Raw genomic sequence first — 20,301 nt, forward strand, 5'->3', positions numbered from 1 at the left:
CTTCCTGCCAGGACCGCCACCATGTTGCTGATGCTCTATCTGATCGCCATTACCGCCGAAGCCATGACCGGCGCGCTGTCTGCCGGACGGCGCGGCATGGACTGGTTCGGGGTGGTGCTGATCGCCTGCGTCACGGCGCTGGGTGGCGGTTCGGTGCGTGATGTGCTGCTTGGGCACTATCCGCTGACGTGGGTCAAACATCCGGAATACTTGGTGCTGACTTCGGCCGCCGCAATGCTCACCGTGTTCACCGCGCGCTGGATGCGTCACCTGCGCTCACTGTTTCTGGTGCTCGACGCGGTCGGCCTGGTGGCGTTCACCCTGATTGGCTGCATGACTGCGCTGGAAATGGGCCACGGCATGCTGGTGGCCTCGGTCAGCGGCGTGATCACTGGAGTGTTCGGCGGCATCCTGCGCGACATTTTCTGCAACGACATCCCGCTGATCTTCCGCCGCGAACTGTACGCCAGCGTCTCGTTCGCCGCCGCGTGGTGCTACATGCTCTGCCTGTACCTGAATGTACCAAGCGAGCAGGCGATTCTGATCACCTTGTTCGGCGGTTTTCTGCTGCGGTTGCTGGCCATTCGTTTCCATTGGGAAATGCCCAAGTTCGTCTACAACGACGCGCCTTGACGTTCAGCGTGCTGTTTCAGCGCCCACTCGACGTGTTCACGCACCAACTCTGATGGGAAATCACGGCGCGCCTTCAAGGCTTCCATTACCGGAATGCTCGATGGCGCGTTGCCCAGGCCGACCGCCAGATTGCGCAGCCAGCGCTCGTAACCGGCGCGGCGCAGCGGTGAGCCTTCGGTGCTGCTGAGAAATTTGTCCTCGTCCCACATGAACAGCTCCGCCAGTTCGGCGTTGTCCAGGTTGTGCCGTGGCTTGAAATCGCTTTCCCCGGATGGGCGGGCGAAGCGGTTCCACGGGCAGACAATCTGGCAGTCGTCGCAGCCGAACACCCGATTGCCGATCAGCGGGCGCAGGTCTTCGGGGATGGCGTTTTTCAGTTCGATGGTCAGGTACGAGATGCAGCGCCGGGCGTCCAGCACATAGGGGCCGACGAAAGCATTGGTCGGGCAGATGTCCAGGCACGCGGTACAGCGCCCGCAATGTTCGCTGCTGTGCGGTTCGTCCACGGGCAGCGGCAGATCGACAAACAGTTCACTCAAGAAGAAATAGCTGCCGGCCTTGCGGTTCAGCACGAGCGTATTTTTACCGATCCAGCCCAGCCCGGCCTGCTCGGCGATGGCTTTTTCCAGCACCGGGGCGCTGTCGACGAAGGCACGGAAACCGAACGGGCCGATCTGCGACTGAATCTTGTCGGCCAATTGCTGCACACGTTTACGGATCAATTTGTGGTAATCGCGGCCCAAGGCATAACGCGAAACGTAAGCTTTCTCCGGTTGCGCCAGCATTTGCGCCATTTGCGTGTCGCCGGGCAGGTAGTCCATGCGCAGCGAAACCACACGCAACGTGCCGGGAACCAGTTCCTCCGGATGCGAGCGTTTGCTGCCGTGGGCGCCCATGTAATCCATTTCGCCGTGGTAGCCGGCGGCGAGCCAGCGCTGCAGATGCTGCTCATGCTCGGCCAGGTCCAGACCGCTGATGCCGACTTGCTGGAAGCCCAGCTCGCGGCCCCAATCTTTGATCGATTGGGCGAGGGCGGGCAGATCTGTGGTGATGGCGGACATGAGGCGAGAGAAACCGGAGCTGAGGTGCGTATAATTCTGCCAGACATCGGAGCCCGAAGACGCATGCCGCACACGAAAGATGAATTACCCGACGCGCTGTATGGCGCCGCGCAGGTGCGAGCACTCGATGCGCGGCTGATCGCTGCGGGTACGCCGGGCTTCGAATTGATGCAGCGCGCCGCTCATGCGACCTGGCGCGCATTGGTGCGACAGTGGCCTGCGGCGAACCAAATGACTGTGCTTGCCGGGCATGGCAACAACGCCGGTGATGGTTTTCTGATCGCCGCGCTGGCGCACCGTGCCGGGTGGGCGGTGCGGGTGCTGGCCGTCGGTGATCCGCAACGCTTGCAGGGCGACGCGGCGCAGGCTTATGCGCAGGCCATCAACGATGGTGTCGCCGTGCAGGGCTGGACTGCGCACAGCGAGCTGCTTGGGGTGATTGTCGATGCCTTGCTCGGCACCGGGCTGACCGGCGATGTGCGCGAGCCGTATGTCGCCGCGATCAAGGCAATCAATGCCAGTGGCCTGCCGGTGGTGGCGGTGGATATTCCTTCCGGACTGTCTGCCGATACCGGGCATGTTCTCGGCGTTGCGGTTCGCGCCGACCTTACCGTGACCTTTATCGGCTTGAAGCTCGGCCTGTTCACCGGTGATGCGGCGGATCAGGTCGGGGCGCTGGTGTTTAACGATCTGCAAGCCGCCGCCGACATCTACCGTGACGCTCCTGCCAGCGCTGTGCGCCTTGCGACGGCTAATCTTCCACGACTGGCTGCGCGTGCGCCCGCTGCGCACAAGGGGCGCTTCGGGCATTTGCTGTTGATCGGCGGCGATCAGGGATTGGGCGGGGCGATTCTGCTCAGTTCCGAAACGGCCCTGCGCAGCGGCGCCGGGATGGTGTCGCTGGCAACCCGGCCGGAACATGTCCCGGCAGCGCTGACGCGGATGCCGGAAGTCATGGCGCTCGGCACGTCGTCGGCCAATCAGTTGATGGGTCTACTGGAGAAGGTTTCGGTGCTGGTGGTAGGCCCGGGTCTCGGCCAAGCGAGCTGGGGCCGGGCGCTGTTGTCCGCCGCCGCCAATGCGCAGTTGCCGCAGGTATGGGACGCCGACGCGTTGAATCTGCTGGCAAGCGGTTTTGTCAGCCTGCCCAATAATTGCGTGATCACTCCGCATCCGGGCGAGGCGGCGCGCCTGCTGGGAATCGATACCGCCCAGGTGCAGGCAGACCGCCCGGCAGCCGCGCGGGCGTTGAGCAAAAAATATTCGGCCGTCGTCGTGCTCAAAGGCGCCGGCAGCCTCATCGCCCATCCCGATGGGCGTCTGGCGCTGTGTCATCAAGGCCATCCGGCCATGGCCACCGCTGGTCTGGGCGATGTACTCGCCGGGTTGATCGGGGCGCTGCTGGCGCAGGGCATGGACGGCTACGATGCCGCGTGCCTCGCAGTCTGGCTGCACGCCAATGCCGGCGCGCAACAAGGTAAATTCGGCCGTGGGCTGGCGGCCAGTGATCTGATTCCAGTCATTCGTCAGTTGTTGGAGGAGCATGCACCGTGTCTGAAGTAACCCTGTACCTGGCCGATGAACAGGCCATGAGCGACTTTGGCGCACGGATCGCCCGCGTTACCCGGGGCCACGGCCTGATTTTTCTCGAAGGCAACCTGGGCATGGGCAAAACCACTCTGTCGCGGGGCATCATTCGTGGCCTGGGGCACGTTGGCGCAGTAAAAAGTCCGACCTTCACCCTGGTCGAACCCTACGAAATCGGTGACATCCGCGCCTTCCACTTCGACCTGTATCGTTTGGTCGATCCAGAGGAGCTGGAGTTTCTCGGCATCCGCGACTATTTCGAAGACGACGCCCTGTGCCTGATCGAGTGGCCCGATAAAGGTGCAGGCTTTTTGCCAAAGCCTGACCTGACCATTACCATTAGCCCGCAAGACAGCGGGCGTTCGCTGAAAATGTTATCCCAGGGCTCGCGTGGCGAGGCCTGGTGTGCCGCTTTGGCATTGGAATCCAATTAAATGATGGGGTTAGGTATGCGCTTTCGCGCGTTGGTGGCTGCCGTTGGACTGATGTTGATGGCAGTGACCGTCAACGCTGTGGCCGAGACAAAGGTCAACAGCGTGCGCCTGTGGCGGGCGCCGGACAACACGCGACTGGTCTTCGACCTGAGCGGCCCGGTGCAGCACAGCGTCTTCACCCTGACCGCACCGGATCGGCTGGTGATCGACATCAACGGCGCCACCCTGGGTGCGCCGCTGAAAGTCTCGACCGCCAACACGCCAATCACCGCGATGCGTTCGGCCCAGCGTACGCCGACCGACCTGCGGGTGGTCATCGACCTGAAAAAAGCCGTCACCCCGAAAAGCTTCTCGCTGGCGCCGAACGCTCAATACGGTAACCGTCTGGTGGTCGACCTGTTCGACAACCCGGCCGATGCTGCGCCGCCGCCAGCTCCGACGCCATCGGTCGCCACCGTGCCGGCCGTGCCGGTGACACCGTCGGAACCGGCGATCAAACTCCCACCGGCCCCGGCCGGCAAGCGCGACATCATTGTGGTGATCGACGCCGGCCACGGCGGCGAAGACCCGGGTGCGTCCGGCTCGCGCGGCCAGCGTGAGAAAGACGTGGTACTGCAGATCGCCCGTGAGCTGCAGCGTCAGGTCAACGGCATGAAAGGCTTCCGCGCCGAACTGACCCGGACCGGCGACTACTTCATCCCGTTGCGCGGCCGTACCGAAATCGCCCGCAAGAAGGGTGCCGATCTGTTTGTTTCTATCCATGCTGACGCCGCGCCATCTGCAGCAGCCTTCGGTGCATCGGTGTTTGCCCTGTCCGATCGCGGCGCCACCTCGGAGACCGCCCGTTGGCTGGCTGACAGCGAAAACCGTTCCGACCTGATCGGCGGTGCCGGCAACGTCAGCCTCGACGACAAGGACCGCATGCTCGCCGGTGTGTTGCTCGACCTGTCGATGACCGCTTCGCTGACCTCCAGCCTCAACGTCGGTCAGAAAGTCCTGACCAACATTGGCCGCGTGACCCCGCTGCACAAGCAGCGGGTGGAGCAGGCCGGCTTCATGGTGCTGAAGTCGCCGGACATCCCGTCGATCCTCGTCGAAACCGGATTCATCTCCAACGCCAACGAAGCGAACAAGCTCTCGGCATCGAGCCACCAGCAGGCGCTGGCCCGCTCGATCAGCAGCGGCGTGCGCCAGTTCTTCCAGCAGAACCCGCCACCGGGCACCTACATTGCCTGGCTGCGTGACTCCGGCAAGATCGCCCAAGGCCCGCGCGATCACCGCGTGAGTCCGGGCGAGACGCTGGCGATGATCGCCGTGCGTTATCAGGTGTCGCCCGCGACGCTGCGCAGTGCCAACAACCTCAGCAGCGATGAGCTGAAGATCGGCCAGCACCTGACCATCCCTGGCACCGAACTGGCGTCCAAAGAATGAACCAGGTGTTGAACGCCGCACGCATCGAACTGCTCAGCCCGCGGCTGGCGAACCAGATCGCCGCCGGTGAGGTGGTCGAGCGCCCGGCTTCGGTGATCAAGGAGTTGCTGGAAAACAGCCTCGACTCCGGTGCCAAGCGCATCGACGTCGATGTCGAGCAGGGCGGCGTCAAGTTGCTGCGGGTGCGTGACGACGGCAGCGGCATTTCCGCCGACGACCTGCCGCTGGCGCTGGCCCGTCACGCCACCAGCAAGATTCGCAACCTCGAAGATCTGGAGCAGGTGATGAGCCTGGGCTTCCGTGGTGAGGCACTGGCGTCGATCAGCTCCGTGGCGCGCCTGACCCTGACCTCGCGCACCCGCGATGCCGATCAGGCCTGGCAGGTTGAAACCGAAGGTCGCGACATGGCGCCTCGGGTGCAGCCGGCGGCGCATCCGGTCGGTACCTCGGTGGAAGTGCGCGACCTGTTCTTCAACACGCCGGCGCGGCGCAAGTTTCTCAAGACCGAAAAAACCGAATTCGATCACCTGCAAGAAGTGATCAAACGTCTGGCGCTGGCGCGTTTCGACGTCGCCTTCCATCTGCGCCACAACGGCAAGACCATCCTCAGCCTGCACGAGGCCCACGATGATGCGGCCCGCGCCCGGCGGGTGGCGGCGATTTGTGGTTCGGGCTTTTTGGAGCAGGCGCTGCCGATCGAGATCGAGCGCAACGGCTTGCACCTGTGGGGCTGGGTCGGGTTGCCGACCTTCAACCGCAGCCAGGCGGACTTGCAGTATTTCTTTGTGAATGGCCGTGCGGTGCGCGACAAACTGGTGGCCCACGCGGTGCGTCAGGCTTATCGCGATGTGCTGTTCAACGGTCGTCATCCGACGTTTGCGCTGTTTTTCGAGGTTGATCCGGCGGCGGTGGACGTCAACGTGCACCCGACCAAGCACGAAGTGCGCTTCCGTGACGGGCGCATGGTGCATGACTTCCTTTACGGCACGCTGCACCGTGCGCTGGGCGATGTGCGTCCCGAGGATCAGTTGGCCGGTTCCGTGACGACCGCTGTCGTTCGGCCAACGGGCATCGAGGCCGGCGAATTCGGCCCACAGGGCGAAATGCGTCTGGCAGCCAATGCGCTGCTCGAGCAACCGCAGGCGCAACCGGCGTTCAGCACGTCTTCGGGTGCCAGCGCTGGCGGCGCTTATCAGTATCAGTACACGCCACGTCCGCAGTCGGCGATGCCGCCGGCCGCCGAGGCTCAAGCCGCTTACCGCGAGTTCTTCGCACCGTTGCCGGAAGCGAATGCCAACGCACTGCCGGCTGGTCAGGAGGACATTCCGCCGCTCGGTTACGCACTGGCGCAGCTCAAGGGCATCTACATCCTGTCCGAGAACGCCCAGGGTCTGGTGTTGGTGGATATGCATGCCGCGCACGAACGGATCATGTACGAACGCCTGAAGATCGCCATGGCCAGCGAAGGTCTCAGCGGTCAGCCGCTGCTGGTGCCGGAGTCGCTGGCGGTCAGTCAGCGTGAAGCCGATTGTGCTGAAGAACACGCTGCATGGTTCCAGAAGCTGGGCTTCGAGCTGCAGCGTCTGGGCCCGGAAACGTTGGCGATCCGCCAGATTCCGGCGCTGCTCAAGCAGGCCGAGGCCAATCGGTTGGTGGGTGACGTGTTGTCGGACCTGATGGAATACGGCACCAGCGACCGGATTCAGGCACATCTGAACGAACTGCTCGGGACCATGGCCTGCCACGGTGCGATCCGCGCCAACCGGCGCCTGGCCCTGCCAGAAATGAACGGCCTGCTGCGCGACATGGAAAACACCGAGCGCAGCGGTCAATGCAACCATGGCCGACCGACCTGGACCCAACTGGGCCTGGACGATCTGGACAAACTGTTCCTGCGCGGTCGTTGATGAGCCAGCTTCCTCCAGCGATTTTCCTGATGGGCCCGACCGCTGCGGGCAAGACCGACCTGGCCATCGAGCTGACCAAGGTGCTGCCGTGCGAGCTGATCAGCGTCGACTCGGCGCTGGTCTATCGCGGCATGGACATCGGCACCGCCAAGCCATCGAAAGAACTGCTGGCCGAGTTTCCGCACCGGCTGATCGACATTCTCGACCCGGCTGAAGCCTATTCGGCTGCGGATTTTCGTCGCGATGCCCTGCAAGCCATGGCCGAGATCACCGCGCGCGGGAAAATTCCGCTGCTGGTCGGCGGCACCATGCTCTATTACAAGGCGTTGGTTGAAGGCCTGGCGGATATGCCGGCGGCTGATCCCGAAGTCCGCGCACAGATCGAAGAAGAGGCTGCGCGCCTTGGCTGGCAAGCCCTGCACGAGCAGCTGGCGATCATCGATCCGGTGTCGGCGGCACGCATTCACCCGAACGATCCGCAGCGCCTGAGTCGGGCGCTGGAGGTTTATCGGGTCAGTGGCCAGAGCATGACCGCCCTGCGTCAGCAACAATCTGCGCAAAGTACTGAAGCAGCCGCTTCGGGACGGCAACAATTGCCCTATACTGTCGCGAACTTGGCCATTGCTCCGGCAAATCGCCAGGTACTGCACGAACGCATTAAACAAAGATTCACAAATATGCTGGAACAGGGATTCATCGACGAGGTCGTAGCCCTGCGTAAAAGAAGTGACCTGCATGCCGGGTTGCCGTCTATACGTGCGGTAGGCTACCGCCAAGTCTGGGACTACCTGGATGGCAAGCTGTCGTTAGCTGAAATGCAGGAACGCGGCATCATTGCCACGCGTCAATTGGCCAAGCGCCAGTTCACCTGGCTGCGCAGCTGGGAAGAACTGCACTGGCTGGACAGTCTTGATTGCGACAATCTGCCACGCGCCTTGAAATACCTTGGGACCATCTCCATATTGAGCTGAGTCCTTGCAATTGCCGTCTATCCTTGGGGGTGTGGCGGCCAAAGCCATCTGAATTACCTATTTTTATTATTGAATCCTTAAAGGAGTGCGGCACATGTCAAAAGGGCATTCGCTACAAGACCCTTACTTGAATACTTTACGTAAAGAGAAAGTTGGGGTTTCCATCTACCTGGTCAACGGTATCAAACTGCAAGGCACGATCGAGTCGTTCGACCAGTTCGTTATCCTGCTGAAAAACACCGTCAGCCAGATGGTTTACAAACACGCTATCTCGACAGTCGTGCCAGTACGTCCAATTCGTCTGCCTAGCGCAACCGAATCCGATGCAGGTGACGCTGAGCCAGGTAACGCCTGATAGGAGTCTCCTTTGTTCTTTGAGCGCCACGGTGGTGGTGAGCGAGTCATCCTCGTTCACTTGGAAGGTCAGGACCCTGAGGCGCGCGAAGATCCGCAGGAGTTTCAGGAATTGGCTAATTCGGCGGGCGCCGAGACCGTTGCGTTTTTTAACGTACCGCGTCATCGGCCAACCGCCAAATTCCTGATTGGCAGCGGCAAGGTCGAAGAGTTACGCGACCTGGTCCATGCCGAGAAGGCCGATCTGGTGATTTTCAATCACATTCTCACGCCCAGTCAGGAACGTAACCTCGAACGTGTTTTCGAGTGTCGCGTGATCGACCGTACCGGCCTGATTCTCGATATCTTCGCCCAGCGCGCGCGTACCCATGAAGGCAAGCTCCAGGTCGAACTGGCCCAGCTTGATCACATGAGCACCCGTCTGGTTCGCGGCTGGACTCACCTTGAACGTCAGGGTGGCGGTATCGGCATGCGCGGCCCGGGTGAAACCCAGCTCGAAACCGACCGGCGTCTGCTGCGGGTTCGTCTGCGCCAGATCAAGGGTCGTCTGGAAAAAGTACGCAGCCAGCGCGAGCAATCGCGACGCGGCCGCTCCCGTGCGGATATCCCTACCGTGTCTCTGGTGGGCTATACCAACGCCGGCAAATCCACGCTGTTCAATAACGTGACCAAATCCGAGGTGTACGCGGCCGACCAGTTGTTCGCCACGCTGGACCCGACCTTGCGCCGTCTGGAACTGGACGACCTGGGGCCGATTGTTCTCGCGGACACGGTAGGGTTCATTCGCCACTTGCCGCACAAGCTGGTCGAGGCATTTCGGTCTACGCTCGAAGAGTCGAGCAACTCCGACCTGCTGTTGCACGTGATCGATGCGGCCGAACCGGATCGCATGTTGCAGATCGAGCAGGTGATGGTGGTGCTGGGCGAGATCGGGGCGCAGGACTTGCCGATCCTCGAGGTATACAACAAACTCGATTTGCTTGAAGGCGTTGAGCCACAGATCCAGCGCGATGCCGATGGCAAGCCACAACGGGTCTGGCTGTCGGCGCGTGATGGCACGGGTCTGGAATTGCTTGAGCAAGCCATTGCCGAGTTGCTGGGCAGTGATTTGTTTGTGGGCACATTGCGCTTGCCGCAACGGTTCGCTCGACTGCGTGCGCAGTTCTTCGAACTCGGCGCGGTACAGAAAGAAGAACACGACGAAGAAGGCATCTGCCTGCTGGCCGTTCGTTTGCCCCGGGTCGAGTTGAATCGACTGGTAAGCCGCGAAGGATTGCAGCCGATGGAATTCATCGAGCAACACACTTTGCAATAAAAGCCTGGCAAAGCGGTTGTGCCGCAACGGCAGGCATTCTGTAGCATTGGTCGGCGCGCCGTGGGTGCGTCTTTGCTTTATCAGATGGAGAGCGCTATGGCTTGGAATGAGCCGGGTGGCAACTCGAATAATCAGGATCCCTGGGGTGGCAAGCGCCGCAATAACGGCGACCGCAAGGGGCCACCGGATCTCGACGAGGCCTTCCGAAAGCTGCAGGAAAGCCTGAACGGGTTGTTCGGTGGTGGTAAGAAACGCGGTGGTGACGACGGCGGTGGTTCGGGCAGGAGTGGTGGCGGCTTCGGCGGACTGCTCGGCATCGGCCTCGTCGTGCTGGCGGCTGTCTGGCTGTACAGCGCGGTCTATGTGGTCGACGAGCAGGAGCAAGCCGTGGTGCTGCGCTTCGGCAAGTACTACGAGACCGTCGGCCCCGGCCTGAACATCTACTTCCCGCCGATCGACAAGAAGTACATGGAGAACGTCACGCGTGAGCGTGCCTACACCAAGCAGGGCCAGATGCTGACCGAAGACGAAAACATCGTCGAAGTGCCGCTGACCGTGCAGTACAAGATCAGCAACCTGCAGGATTTCGTGCTGAACGTCGATCAGCCGGAAATCAGCCTGCAGCATGCGACCGACAGCGCTCTGCGCCACGTGGTGGGTTCGACCGCCATGGACCAGGTGCTGACCGAAGGTCGTGAACTGATGGCCAGCGAAATCAAGGAGCGTCTGCAACGTTTCCTCGATACCTATCGCACCGGTATCACCGTCACCCAGGTCAACGTACAGAGCGCAGCGGCACCGCGCGAAGTGCAGGAAGCCTTTGACGACGTGATCCGCGCCCGGGAAGACGAGCAGCGTTCGCGCAACCAGGCGGAAACCTACGCCAACGGCGTCGTGCCGGAAGCCCGTGGTCAGGCCCAGCGTATCCTCGAGGATGCCAACGGTTACCGTGACGAAACGGTCTCGCGCGCCAAGGGTGAGGCAGACCGCTTTACCAAACTGGTCGCGGAATATCGCAAGGCCCCTGAAGTCACCCGCCAGCGTCTGTACCTGGACACCATGCAGGAAGTCTTCAGCAACACCAGCAAGGTACTCGTGACCGGCAACAAGAACGGCCAGAGCAACCTGCTTTACCTGCCGTTGGACAAGATGATCCAGAACAGTTCGGGCAGCAATGCACCGGTGACCGGTTCGGCCGCCGCCAGCAACAACACGGACGTCGCGCCGCATGTCACTGACCTGCCGCAGACACGTACAAGGGAGAGCCGCTGATGAGCAATAAATCGCTGATCGCCCTGATCGTTGGCGTTGTCGTGGTGCTGGTGGGCTGGAACTGCTTCTACATCGTCGCTCAGACCGAGCGTGCGGTGCTGCTGCAATTCGGTCGTGTGGTTCAGGCTGATGTTCAGCCGGGCCTGCATGTGAAAGTGCCTTACGTTAACCAGGTGCGTAAATTCGACGCACGTCTGATGACGCTGGATGCACCGACACAGCGCTTCCTGACCCTGGAAAAGAAAGCCGTGATGGTCGATGCCTATGCCAAGTGGCGCGTGAAAGATGCCGAGCGCTTCTACACCGCGACTTCCGGCCTCAAGCAAATCGCCGACGAGCGTCTGTCCCGTCGTCTGGAATCCGGGCTGCGTGACCAGTTCGGCAAACGCACCCTGCACGAAGTGGTATCGGGTGAGCGTGATGCGCTGATGGCTGACATCACCGCGTCGCTGAACAAGATGGCGGAAAAAGAGCTGGGTATCGAAGTCGTCGATGTCCGGGTCAAGGCCATCGATCTGCCGAAAGAAGTGAACCGCAGCGTGTTCGAGCGCATGAGCACCGAGCGTGAGCGTGAAGCTCGCGAGCACCGCGCCAAGGGTAACGAGCTGGCCGAAGGCATCCGTGCCGACGCCGATCGTCAACGCCGCGTGCTGTTGGCTGAGGCCTATCGTGAATCCGAAGAGATTCGCGGTGACGGCGATGCCCAGGCTGCTGCGATCTACTCCAAGGCCTACGGTCAGGATCAGGAGTTCTACGGTTTCTACCGTAGCCTGCGTGCCTACCGTGACAGCTTCGCGAACAAATCCGACGTCATGGTTCTCGACCCAAGCAGCGACTTCTTCCGTTACCTGGAAAAGTCCAAGCCTTGATACGACGTTGACCTGAATCATTCCGCCCGGCGGCTAAAACCTCGGGCGGGGTGATCCTTTGGGAAAACGTGTGTATGATGCGGCAGCCGGGAAATTCCCGGCTTTTTTGCGTCTGCACGTTTGATTGCTGTTTTTTGTTGCAGGCATCGGGTTGAATGGCCCGAGCGTTTTTCGAGGAAAGTGATGGGCGAAGCCGGTAACAGGCCTTTCGCCGCGTCGTTCATGCGCGTGCGTTTTGAACGGTTCGGTCATTTTCTGCTTCACTCAAGGCTCGCCCGCAGGCTGGCCGCCCGGATCAAAGGGGAATGGCGTAATGGCAACGGTAGACCGCTGGCTGCTGCCAGATGGCATCGAAGAAGTACTGCCACCGGAAGCGGCGCGCATTGAAGTCGCGCGTCGTCAGGTGTTGGATCTGTTCCAGAGCTGGGGTTACGAGTTTGTCGTGACTCCCCATATCGAGTACCTGGAATCCCTGCTGACCGGTGCGGGCCAGGACCTGGATCTGCGTACCTTCAAGGTCATCGACCCGCAGTCGGGTCGGCAGATGGGGTTCCGTGCCGACATCACGCCGCAAGTGGCGCGCATCGATGCGCACACCCTGCGTCGCGAAGGCCCTAGCCGCCTGTGCTACGCCGGCAGCGTGCTGCATGCCCAGCCGCGTGCGCTGTCGTCCTCGCGCAGCCCGATTCAACTGGGTGCCGAGTTATACGGCGATGCCAGCCCGAGCAGCGACGTGGAAGTCATCAGCCTGATGCTGGCCATGCTGCAACTGGCCGATGTGCCGGATGTGCACATGGACCTTGGCCATGTCGGCATCTACCGTGGTCTGGCGCGTGCCGCCGGTCTGTCCGGTGAGGTTGAGCAGCAGTTGTTCGATGCGTTGCAACGCAAGGCCATCGACGAGGTCATTAGCTTGACCGAAGGCCTGCCGGCCGATCTGTCCGGCATGCTGCGGGCACTGGTCGACCTGTGTGGTGGCCGTGAAGTATTGAGCGCTGCCCGTGAGCGTCTGGCCAATGCGCCGGCGCCGGTTTTGGCGGCGCTGGAAGATTTGCTGGCAATCGCCGAGCGTCTGGCGACGCGTTTCCCGGAGCTGCCGCTGTACTTCGATCTGGGCGAGCTGCGTGGCTACCACTACCACACCGGTGTGGTGTTCGCGGTGTTTGTCCCGGGCGTGGGTCAGTCCATCGCTCAGGGCGGTCGTTACGACGACATCGGCGCCGACTTCGGTCGTGCCCGTCCGGCGACCGGCTTCTCTACCGATTTGAAAACCCTGGTGACCCTGGGGCGTGCTGAGATCGAGCTACCGTCTGGCGGTATCTGGATGCCTGACAGTACGGATGCGGCACTCTGGCAGCAGGTTTGCCAGTTGCGCAGTGAGGGTCAGCGTGTCGTTCAGGCATTGCCTGGACAACCTTTGGCCGCCGCCCGTGATGCGGACTGCGACCGGCAATTGATTCAGCAGAACGGGCTTTGGCAAGTATCGCCACTGGCTTCTTGAGTTTTCCTGCCGGCCATCGCCGGCACCAAGTTTGCGCGAATGAGGACAAGTGTTATGGGTAAGAATGTCGTAGTCCTGGGCACCCAATGGGGTGATGAGGGCAAAGGCAAGATCGTTGATCTGCTGACCGAACATGCTGCCGCCGTAGTGCGCTACCAAGGTGGCCACAACGCTGGCCACACCCTGGTGATCGACGGCGAGAAAACCGTCTTGCACCTGATCCCGTCGGGCGTGCTGCGCGAAGGCGTGCAGTGCCTGATCGGCAACGGCGTGGTGGTTGCACCTGACGCCCTGCTGCGTGAGATCACCAAGCTGGAAGAGAAAGGCGTACCGGTGCGCGAGCGCCTGCGTATCAGCCCGTCCTGCCCGCTGATCCTGTCCTTCCACGTGGCGCTGGACCAGGCCCGTGAAAAAGCCCGTGGCGAGCTGAAGATCGGCACCACCGGTCGCGGCATCGGCCCGGCTTACGAAGACAAGGTTGCACGCCGTGGCCTGCGCGTCGGCGACCTGCTGAACATGCCGCGTTTCGAAGACAAGCTGCGTGAACTGGTGGACTACCACAACTTCATGCTGGTGGGTTACTACAAAGAGCCGGCCATCGAGTTTGAAAAGACCCTGGCCGAGTGCAAGGAATACGCCGAGCTGCTCAAGCCGCTTATGCTCGACGTGACTGCCGAGCTGCACGACCTGCGTCGCGCCGGCAAAGACATCATGTTCGAAGGTGCTCAGGGTTCGCTGCTCGACATCGACCACGGTACCTACCCGTACGTGACCAGTTCCAACACCACCGCCGGTGGCGTGGCGACCGGTTCGGGCGTTGGCCCGATGTTCCTCGACTACATCCTGGGCATTACCAAGGCTTACACCACTCGCGTCGGTTCGGGTCCATTCCCGACTGAGCTGTTCGACGACGTGGGCGCGCACCTGGCCAAGCAAGGTCACGAGTTCGGCGCGACCACCGGCCGTGCTCGTCGTTGCGGCTGGTTCGACGCCGTTATCCTGCGTCGCGCCATCGATGTGAACAGCATCTCGGGCATCTGCCTGACCAAGCTGGACGTCCTCGATGGTCTGGAAACCATCAACATCTGCACCGGCTACAAGGACGCGCAAGGCAATGCCGTGGCGCCGACCGACGCTGACAGCTACGTGGGCCTGCAGCCTGTGTACGAAGAAGTGCCGGGCTGGACCGAATCGACCGTGGGTGCCAAAACCCTGGAAGAGCTGCCAGCTAACGCTCGTGCCTACATCAAACGCGTTGAAGAGTTGATCGGCGCGCCGATCGACATTATTTCGACGGGCCCGGATCGCAACGAAACCATCGTTCTGCGTCATCCGTTCGCTTGATAAGTCGTTGATGTAAATAACAAAGGCCCCTTCATCGGGGCCTTTGTCGTTTATGCCTGTTGGACGGCATGACCTTTGCTGTAAATCTTCCTACAAGAGTGCCATCAAATTAATGGCGTCAGACGTAGAGGGATTCACAGTGTCGGCCGTTCTCTCACTGTTACAAAGCCGTTTGTTGCGGCCCGTGTTCGTTACCCTTGGTATCGCCCTTTTGGTGCAAGTGCTGGTGGCAGTCGCCCTGACACGAAGCACGGTCACGGCGCTGGAGGCTGATCTCGGCACTCGTCTGGGCGCTGACAGCCAAAAGCTCTCCGGCGAGCTGGAGCAGGCCGGGCGCGAAGTCACCTCAAGCCTCGATAACCTTTCCTCAAGTACCCGGCAACGTCTGACCGCTGGTCTGTCCGCGCGTCTGAAGGATGAGCAGGCACAACTGCGTGCGACGCTGGAAAAAGACCTGAAGGATTCGGCCAATGACATGGCCCAGTTGCTCGCCTCAGTGGCGCCGCGCGCCATGTGGGACAGCGACGTGCCGACCCTGTCGGAATTCGCCCGTCGCGCCCAGCGTAACCCCAACGTGTTGTTCGTGGTTTACGACGACGCCACCGGACAACACCTGACGCGTTATCTCAATCGCGAAAACCCGATCAACAAAGCCCTGCTGGAAAAAGGCCAGGGCGAGCGTGCGCTGGACAAGGTACTGGACGCGGCGAAGAACGATCCGTCGGTCTACTACCTCGAAGCGTCGATCAACCCTAACGGCGTGGAAATCGGCAAAGTGCTGATGGGCGTCTCGACCGCGTCGGTGGAAACCGATCTGGCGGCGCTCGACCAGCGCTTCTCGGCGCTGATCGCCAGCAGCGATCAATTGGTGGGCGACAGCCTCAAGGGCGCAGCAGCGGACAGCGCGACAGCCATGCAGGCACGCCTGCAGTCCGCGCAATCCACCGCTGCCGAAATGAAAGCCAATACCAGCAGCACTGTGCAGGATGCCGCCGCGACCTTGCGCTGGCGGATCGGCATGGGCCTGGCGCTCGTCGGTTGTGGCGTGCTGTTGTTGCTGGCGGTGGTGCTCGGGCACCGGGTAGTCAATCGCTTGAAGATGCTCAATGCGGCGATGGACGATCTGGCGGCAGGCGAGGGCGACCTGACCAAGCGCGTGCAGATCAACAGCAAGGACGAAATCGGCGACATGGCCTCGGCAGTCAATCGCTTTGTGGACAAGTTGCAGCCGATCGTGCGCGAGGCGGGCGATGTGGCCCAGCGTACCGGCGTGGAAATCGGCGCCATGACCCTGCGCAACGCCGGTGCCGATGCCGCGGCCGGGATGCAGCGTGATGAAGTGGCGGAGAGCCTGCGCGCGCTGTCGCAAATGGCTGACGAGGCGCAATCGGAAAGCCATGCCATGCAGGCGGCGTTGAAGCAGGTGGTGGATATTCGCCAGGCCACCGATGAAAATACTCGCACCTCGGCGAAGGTCGGCAGTCTGATCGAGGCGCTGGCCGGGCAGGTCGATACCGGGGCGAAAGTCATCGAGCGACTGGCGCAGCAGAGCGAACAGATTGAAGTGGTGTTGACGGTGATTCACGGCATCGCCGAGCAGACCAACCTGTTGGCCTTGAACGCGGCGATCGAAGCGGCGCGGGCCGGTGAGACCGGGCGCGGTTTTGCGGTGGTCGCCGATGAAGTGCGCGCCCTGGCGAGCAAGACGCAAAGCTCGACGGGCGATATCCAGGCGCACATCGTCGCGTTGCAGCAAGGTGCGCGTGAGGCGGTCGAGGCGATTGGTCAGGCCGGGCGGCAGGCCAGCGAAGGGTTGCTGGTGTTGCGCGACAGTGCGCGGTTGCAGCAGTCGGTGCAGGCTTCGGTCGAGCAGGTGCACGCGGCGATCGGTCTGGCGACGCAGGCGGCGGCGCATCAGGCGCAGGGCGCGCAGGCAGTGCGCGGGCGGGTCGAGACGATCCATGCTCAGGCCGAGAAAGCGGCGCAGGCGGTGGTGGAAACCACGGCCAGCGGCAAGGTGCTGGATGGGTTGGCGGCGCAGTTGAAGGCCAGCCTGGGACAGTTCAGGGCTTAAATCAAAAGATCGCAGCCTGCGGCAGCTCCTACAGGGAAATGCATATCCCCATGTAGGAGCTGTCGCAGGCTGCGATCTTTTAGCGGCTCAGGTACATTCGCGTCGTCAGCAGATACACCGGCAACCCCGACACCACAATCAACAGCGCCGCATAAGGCGCCGCCGCCGCAAATTCGACATTCGCGGTATGCGCCCAGACCTCGGTTGCCAATGTGTTAAGCCCGGTAGGGCTCAGCAGCAGCGTCGCCGTCAGTTCCTTCATCGCATCCAGAAACACCAGCGCAAACGCCGCACCCAAGGCCGGGAAAATGATCGGCAGGGTCACCCGGCAAAACGCGGTGAACGACGAGGCCCCCAACGTGCGTGCCGCTTCTTCCAACTGTGGCGCAGCCTTGTTCAGTGCCGTGCGAATCGGCGCCTGCGCCAGCGGCAGAAACAGCAGCGCGTAGGCGATCAGCAGCAGCGCCGACGTCTGGTACAGCGCCGGCACGTAATGCAGGGCGAAATACACCAGCGTCAACGCAATCACCAGGCCCGGCAAGGCGTGGAGCAGATACGGCAGGCGCTCGGCCCAGATCGCCAGTTGGCCCTTGTAACGCACCACCAGCAGTCCGACCGGCACCGCCAGCAGCAGGCACAGCGCCGCGCCACCGAGCGACAAGGCCAGCGAAGACAGCAGCGCCTCTGTGATCGCTGCGACCGGGAAGGCTGCCGATGAGCCAACCGCCAGCCAATACGCGAGCATGCCCAGCGGAATTCCGCTGCCGACAATCGCCAGCAACAGGCAATACAACTGACCGACAATAGCCCATGGCCCCAATCGCACTTGCTCGGCCTGACGTGCCGCGCCCTGGCCTGTGCGCACATGGCGACCCTTGCCGCGGACACGCAACTCCAGCCACAGCAGCATCAGACACAGCGCGAGCAGCACCGCCGAAAGCATCGCCGCGTTGGCGTTGCTGAATTCCAGTTCGAATTGCTGATAGATCGCGGTGGTGAAGGTTTGCAGGCCGATGATCGACAGCGCGCCGAACTCGACCAGCATGTGCAGGGCAATCAGCAGCGAACCGGCCAGCAGCGACGGCCAGAGCAGCGGCAGGGTGACGCGGAAGAACACGCCCCAGCGATTCTGTCCCAAGGTGCGGGCGGATTCTTCAAGGGACGGATCGAGGTTGCGCAGGGTCGCCGCGACCGGCAGAAAGATCAGCGGATACTTCGACAGGCTCATCACCAGAATCGCCCCGCCGAGGCCTTCGAACTGCGCGCTTAACGATACCCAGGTAAAGCTGCTGACGAACGCCGGCACCGCGAACGGCAGGCACAGAATCACGCCCCACAGGCGTCGTCCCGGCAGATTGCTGCGCTCCAGCAGCCACGCCAGTGACAGGCCGATCACGCCGCACGTCAGCGTCACGCCAACCATCAACGCCAGCGTGTTGCGCAGCAGGCCAAACACATAGGGGCGCCACAGCAAGTGCAGCGCCTCGGCCCAACCAGCCTGCCAGGCTTTCAGACCGACATAGGCCAGCGGCAACAGGCTCAGCACCACCAGTAATAAAACCGGCAGCACCAGCCAGATCGATGGCCGCTTGCGTCGTGGCACGTAACCCCCGCGCGCGGCGGGGGCGGATAACGATGCGGCCATCAGTTCAGGCCAACTTCACGTTCCAGCTCCAGGGCTTCCTCGGCGTTGCCCAAATCGGCCGGGGTCACGTTCGGCGCTTGCAGTTCGCTGAATGGCTTGAGGCCGCGATCCGACTCCATGCCCTTGTGCAGCGGGTATTCGGCGGTGGTCTGGGTGATCACGCGCTGACCTTCTTCGCTGGCCATGTAGGCAAGGAATTGCTGAGCTTCTTTTGGGTGTTTGCTGGATTTCAGTACGGCAGCACTGGACACGGTGATCAGTCCGCCGACATCGCCGCCGGTGAAGTAATGCAGTTTCGAGTCGAGTTTGCCTTTCTCACGCTGCAGGGCGAACCAGTAGTAGTTGTTCACCAATACGGTGGCGACCTCACCATTTTCCACGGCTTTGAGGGCGACCATGTTGTTGCTGTAGGTCTTGCCGAAAGCGCGCAGGCCGGTCAGCCATTCCTCGGCGGCGTCGCGACCGTGCATCTTGATGATCGCCACGGCTTGTTCCTGGAATGCGCCGCTGGTCGGGACGAATCCGACTTTGCCTTGCCACTTTGGATCGGAGAATTCCATCACCGACTTCGGCAGGTCTTTCTCATCGACCAGTTTCGGGTTGTAGGCAACCACGCGAACCCGCGCGGTGACACCGATCCAGGTGCCGTTGCCGGCGACGTATTGCTTGGGTAGCACGGCCAGCGTGGCGTCGTCGGTCTTGGCCAGCAGGCCTTGCTCGCCGAGGTTGTTCAGCGGAGGAGATTCTTCGGTGTAGATCACGTCGGCGGGGGAACGGTCGCCTTCTTCGATGACCTGGCTGGCGAGCTGGTTGCTGCTGCCCTTGCGTACGTTGACGTGAATGCCGGTCTTGGCCTCGAAAGCTTTGGCGATCGCATCGCCGACTTCCTTGTGTTGACCGTTGTAGAGCGTCAGGGAAACCGCATCGGCTGCCTGGGTGAGGGGAGTGGCGAGTGCCAGGCCGAGCAGGGTGAAGGTCAAGCCGCGGCGCAGGGTATTTCGAAACATCATTCGCAGGGTTCCTCACTGTCGCATTGCAAAAACTTGCAACAATGATAAACGATATTGTTTCTCAAGTGCGCCTTGCGGGTCGGTTGAGTGTTTGCTAGAGGCTGGTCGCTAAGATCATTGTGGCGAGGGAGCTTGCTCCCGCTGGGGTGCGAAGCGGCCCTCGCTTCTGCTTCAATTAACGTTGCGCTCAGAGATTGCGACGGCTTCGCAGCCGAGCGGGAGCAAGCTCCCTCGCCACAAGGGCTTGAAGGTTTTCAAACGCCAGAAACGCAAAAACCCGCTTTCGCGGGTTTTTGGGGAACTCAACGTCGTAACCTTGAGTTTGAATTGGTGCCCAGAAGAAGACTCGAACTTCCACGACCGTAAGGTCACCAGCACCTGAAGCTGGCGTGTCTACCAATTTCACCATCTGGGCATTCATCGCGAGCGTTGCCGCTGTTGATGTGGCGCACTATACGGAGCGCTTTTTGATCTGTAAACCCCTGATTTAATTTTAATTAATCGGGTTTGACAAAACCGTTCCCCGGAATGCAAAAAACCCGCTTTCGCGGGTTTTTGTGTGAGTCTTGAAACTGTTCTAGTCTCAAACTCGAAATTGGTGCCCAGGAGAAGACTCGAACTTCCACGACCGTAAGGTCACCAGCACCTGAAGCTGGCGTGTCTACCAATTTNAATTGGTGCCCAGGAGAAGACTCGAACTTCCACGACCGTAAGGTCACCAGCACCTGAAGCTGGCGTGTCTACCAATTTCACCACCTGGGCATCTCGTCAACGTGTGTACGTCGTCGATGGCGCGCACTATACGGAGCGCCTTTTTAACTGTAAACCCCCGGCAGCAAAAAAAATGATTTTTTTTACCGGCGGTGTTCAAAAGGGCTTTCAGGCGTCGATAC

Annotated in this window: 16 protein-coding genes and 3 tRNA genes; 13 read left to right on the forward strand and 6 right to left on the reverse strand. The window is 61.5% G+C overall.

Annotated elements, in window-relative coordinates; translation table 11 throughout:
- The first annotated feature begins 21 nt into the window (after positions 1–21).
- Complete coding sequence (locus B1722_RS21825) at positions 22–633, forward strand: trimeric intracellular cation channel family protein (protein ID WP_003221099.1); 612 nt, start codon at positions 22–24, stop codon at positions 631–633.
- Here B1722_RS21825 and queG read toward each other — a convergent pair.
- Positions 615–1,694, reverse strand: coding sequence for a tRNA epoxyqueuosine(34) reductase QueG (gene queG / locus B1722_RS21830; protein WP_086794248.1), 1,080 nt, complete (start codon positions 1,692–1,694; stop codon positions 615–617). The two genes, B1722_RS21825 and queG, sit on opposite strands and share 19 nt — an antisense overlap.
- A gap of 63 nt (positions 1,695–1,757) precedes the next feature.
- Between queG and B1722_RS21835 the strand changes: the two genes are divergently transcribed.
- The 12 genes from B1722_RS21835 (at position 1,758) to B1722_RS21890 (ending at position 16,753) form a co-directional block, all read left to right on the forward strand.
- Positions 1,758–3,257 (forward strand): NAD(P)H-hydrate dehydratase, encoded by a 1,500-nt coding sequence (locus B1722_RS21835; protein WP_086794249.1) that lies wholly within the window; start codon positions 1,758–1,760, stop codon positions 3,255–3,257.
- Complete coding sequence (tsaE, locus tag B1722_RS21840; RefSeq protein WP_086794250.1) at positions 3,245–3,715, forward strand: tRNA (adenosine(37)-N6)-threonylcarbamoyltransferase complex ATPase subunit type 1 TsaE; 471 nt, start codon at positions 3,245–3,247, stop codon at positions 3,713–3,715. Before B1722_RS21835 ends, tsaE begins: the two co-directional genes overlap by 13 nt.
- A 51-nt stretch (positions 3,716–3,766) precedes the next feature.
- Positions 3,767–5,146, forward strand: a complete 1,380-nt coding sequence (locus B1722_RS21845) for an N-acetylmuramoyl-L-alanine amidase (RefSeq protein WP_371260346.1) — start codon at positions 3,767–3,769, stop codon at positions 5,144–5,146.
- 5 nt (positions 5,147–5,151) lie between these two features.
- Complete coding sequence (gene mutL / locus B1722_RS21850) at positions 5,152–7,053, forward strand: DNA mismatch repair endonuclease MutL (RefSeq protein WP_174376993.1); 1,902 nt, start codon at positions 5,152–5,154, stop codon at positions 7,051–7,053.
- On the forward strand, positions 7,053–8,024 hold the full coding sequence (gene miaA, locus B1722_RS21855) for a tRNA (adenosine(37)-N6)-dimethylallyltransferase MiaA (RefSeq protein ID WP_041065702.1): 972 nt from the start codon (positions 7,053–7,055) through the stop codon (positions 8,022–8,024). The genes mutL and miaA overlap by 1 nt, the downstream gene beginning before the upstream one ends.
- 94 nt (positions 8,025–8,118) lie before the next feature.
- A complete protein-coding gene (hfq, locus tag B1722_RS21860) occupies positions 8,119–8,379 on the forward strand; it encodes an RNA chaperone Hfq (protein WP_003221112.1) in 261 nt (86 codons plus the stop codon).
- 12 nt (positions 8,380–8,391) lie between these two features.
- Positions 8,392–9,693, forward strand: coding sequence for a ribosome rescue GTPase HflX (gene hflX, locus B1722_RS21865; RefSeq protein ID WP_003221114.1), 1,302 nt, complete (start codon positions 8,392–8,394; stop codon positions 9,691–9,693).
- Between the two features lie 96 nt (positions 9,694–9,789).
- Entirely contained in the window at positions 9,790–10,965 is a 1,176-nt protein-coding gene (hflK, locus tag B1722_RS21870; RefSeq protein ID WP_041065698.1) for an FtsH protease activity modulator HflK, read from the forward strand.
- A complete protein-coding gene (gene hflC, locus B1722_RS21875) occupies positions 10,965–11,834 on the forward strand; it encodes a protease modulator HflC (protein WP_041065696.1) in 870 nt (289 codons plus the stop codon). Before hflK ends, hflC begins: the two co-directional genes overlap by 1 nt.
- 313 nt (positions 11,835–12,147) lie before the next feature.
- Positions 12,148–13,335 (forward strand): ATP phosphoribosyltransferase regulatory subunit, encoded by a 1,188-nt coding sequence (locus tag B1722_RS21880; protein WP_041065693.1) that lies wholly within the window; start codon positions 12,148–12,150, stop codon positions 13,333–13,335.
- 54 nt (positions 13,336–13,389) lie between these two features.
- Entirely contained in the window at positions 13,390–14,679 is a 1,290-nt protein-coding gene (locus tag B1722_RS21885; protein ID WP_003221122.1) for an adenylosuccinate synthase, read from the forward strand.
- A gap of 139 nt (positions 14,680–14,818) precedes the next feature.
- The gene (locus B1722_RS21890) at positions 14,819–16,753 is read left to right on the forward strand and encodes a methyl-accepting chemotaxis protein (RefSeq protein WP_041065689.1); all 1,935 of its coding nucleotides are present in this window, start codon (positions 14,819–14,821) and stop codon (positions 16,751–16,753) included.
- A 79-nt stretch (positions 16,754–16,832) separates the two neighbouring features.
- Here the strand turns inward: B1722_RS21890 and B1722_RS21895 are convergent, their stop codons facing one another.
- The 5 genes from B1722_RS21895 to B1722_RS21915 all read right to left on the reverse strand — a co-directional run bounded on the left by B1722_RS21895 (position 16,833) and on the right by B1722_RS21915 (position 20,170).
- Positions 16,833–18,398 carry an iron ABC transporter permease gene (locus B1722_RS21895; protein WP_041065685.1) on the reverse strand — a complete coding sequence of 522 codons (1,566 nt, stop codon included), beginning with the start codon at positions 18,396–18,398 and terminating at the stop codon, positions 16,833–16,835.
- The gene (locus B1722_RS21900) at positions 18,398–19,408 is read right to left on the reverse strand and encodes an extracellular solute-binding protein (protein WP_041065682.1); all 1,011 of its coding nucleotides are present in this window, start codon (positions 19,406–19,408) and stop codon (positions 18,398–18,400) included. Before B1722_RS21900 ends, B1722_RS21895 begins: the two co-directional genes overlap by 1 nt.
- Positions 19,409–19,736: 328 nt before the next feature.
- Positions 19,737–19,823 (reverse strand) — tRNA-Leu (locus B1722_RS21905).
- A 181-nt stretch (positions 19,824–20,004) separates the two neighbouring features.
- Positions 20,005–20,083: transfer RNA gene (locus B1722_RS21910), tRNA-Leu, on the reverse strand.
- A tRNA-Leu gene (locus B1722_RS21915) sits at positions 20,084–20,170 on the reverse strand.
- Positions 20,171–20,301 lie beyond the last annotated feature (131 nt).

Source organism: Pseudomonas sp. SCPG-7, from assembly GCF_002156405.1.
In the GTDB taxonomy this organism is placed as follows: domain Bacteria; phylum Pseudomonadota; class Gammaproteobacteria; order Pseudomonadales; family Pseudomonadaceae; genus Aquipseudomonas; species Aquipseudomonas parakoreensis.

Coding starts and splice junctions, on each gene's coding strand:
- B1722_RS21825 (WP_003221099.1), top strand. CDS start 22: ATGTTGCTGATGCTCTATCTGATCGCCATTACCGCCGAAGCCATGACC.
- B1722_RS21895 (WP_041065685.1), bottom strand. CDS start 18,398: ATGGCCGCATCGTTATCCGCCCCCGCCGCGCGCGGGGGTTACGTGCCA.
- queG (WP_086794248.1), bottom strand. CDS start 1,694: ATGTCCGCCATCACCACAGATCTGCCCGCCCTCGCCCAATCGATCAAA.
- hfq (WP_003221112.1), top strand. CDS start 8,119: ATGTCAAAAGGGCATTCGCTACAAGACCCTTACTTGAATACTTTACGT.
- B1722_RS21845 (WP_371260346.1), top strand. CDS start 3,767: ATGTTGATGGCAGTGACCGTCAACGCTGTGGCCGAGACAAAGGTCAAC.
- miaA (WP_041065702.1), top strand. CDS start 7,053: ATGAGCCAGCTTCCTCCAGCGATTTTCCTGATGGGCCCGACCGCTGCG.
- hflC (WP_041065696.1), top strand. CDS start 10,965: ATGAGCAATAAATCGCTGATCGCCCTGATCGTTGGCGTTGTCGTGGTG.
- B1722_RS21880 (WP_041065693.1), top strand. CDS start 12,148: ATGGCAACGGTAGACCGCTGGCTGCTGCCAGATGGCATCGAAGAAGTA.
- B1722_RS21885 (WP_003221122.1), top strand. CDS start 13,390: ATGGGTAAGAATGTCGTAGTCCTGGGCACCCAATGGGGTGATGAGGGC.
- hflK (WP_041065698.1), top strand. CDS start 9,790: ATGGCTTGGAATGAGCCGGGTGGCAACTCGAATAATCAGGATCCCTGG.
- B1722_RS21900 (WP_041065682.1), bottom strand. CDS start 19,408: ATGATGTTTCGAAATACCCTGCGCCGCGGCTTGACCTTCACCCTGCTC.
- B1722_RS21835 (WP_086794249.1), top strand. CDS start 1,758: ATGCCGCACACGAAAGATGAATTACCCGACGCGCTGTATGGCGCCGCG.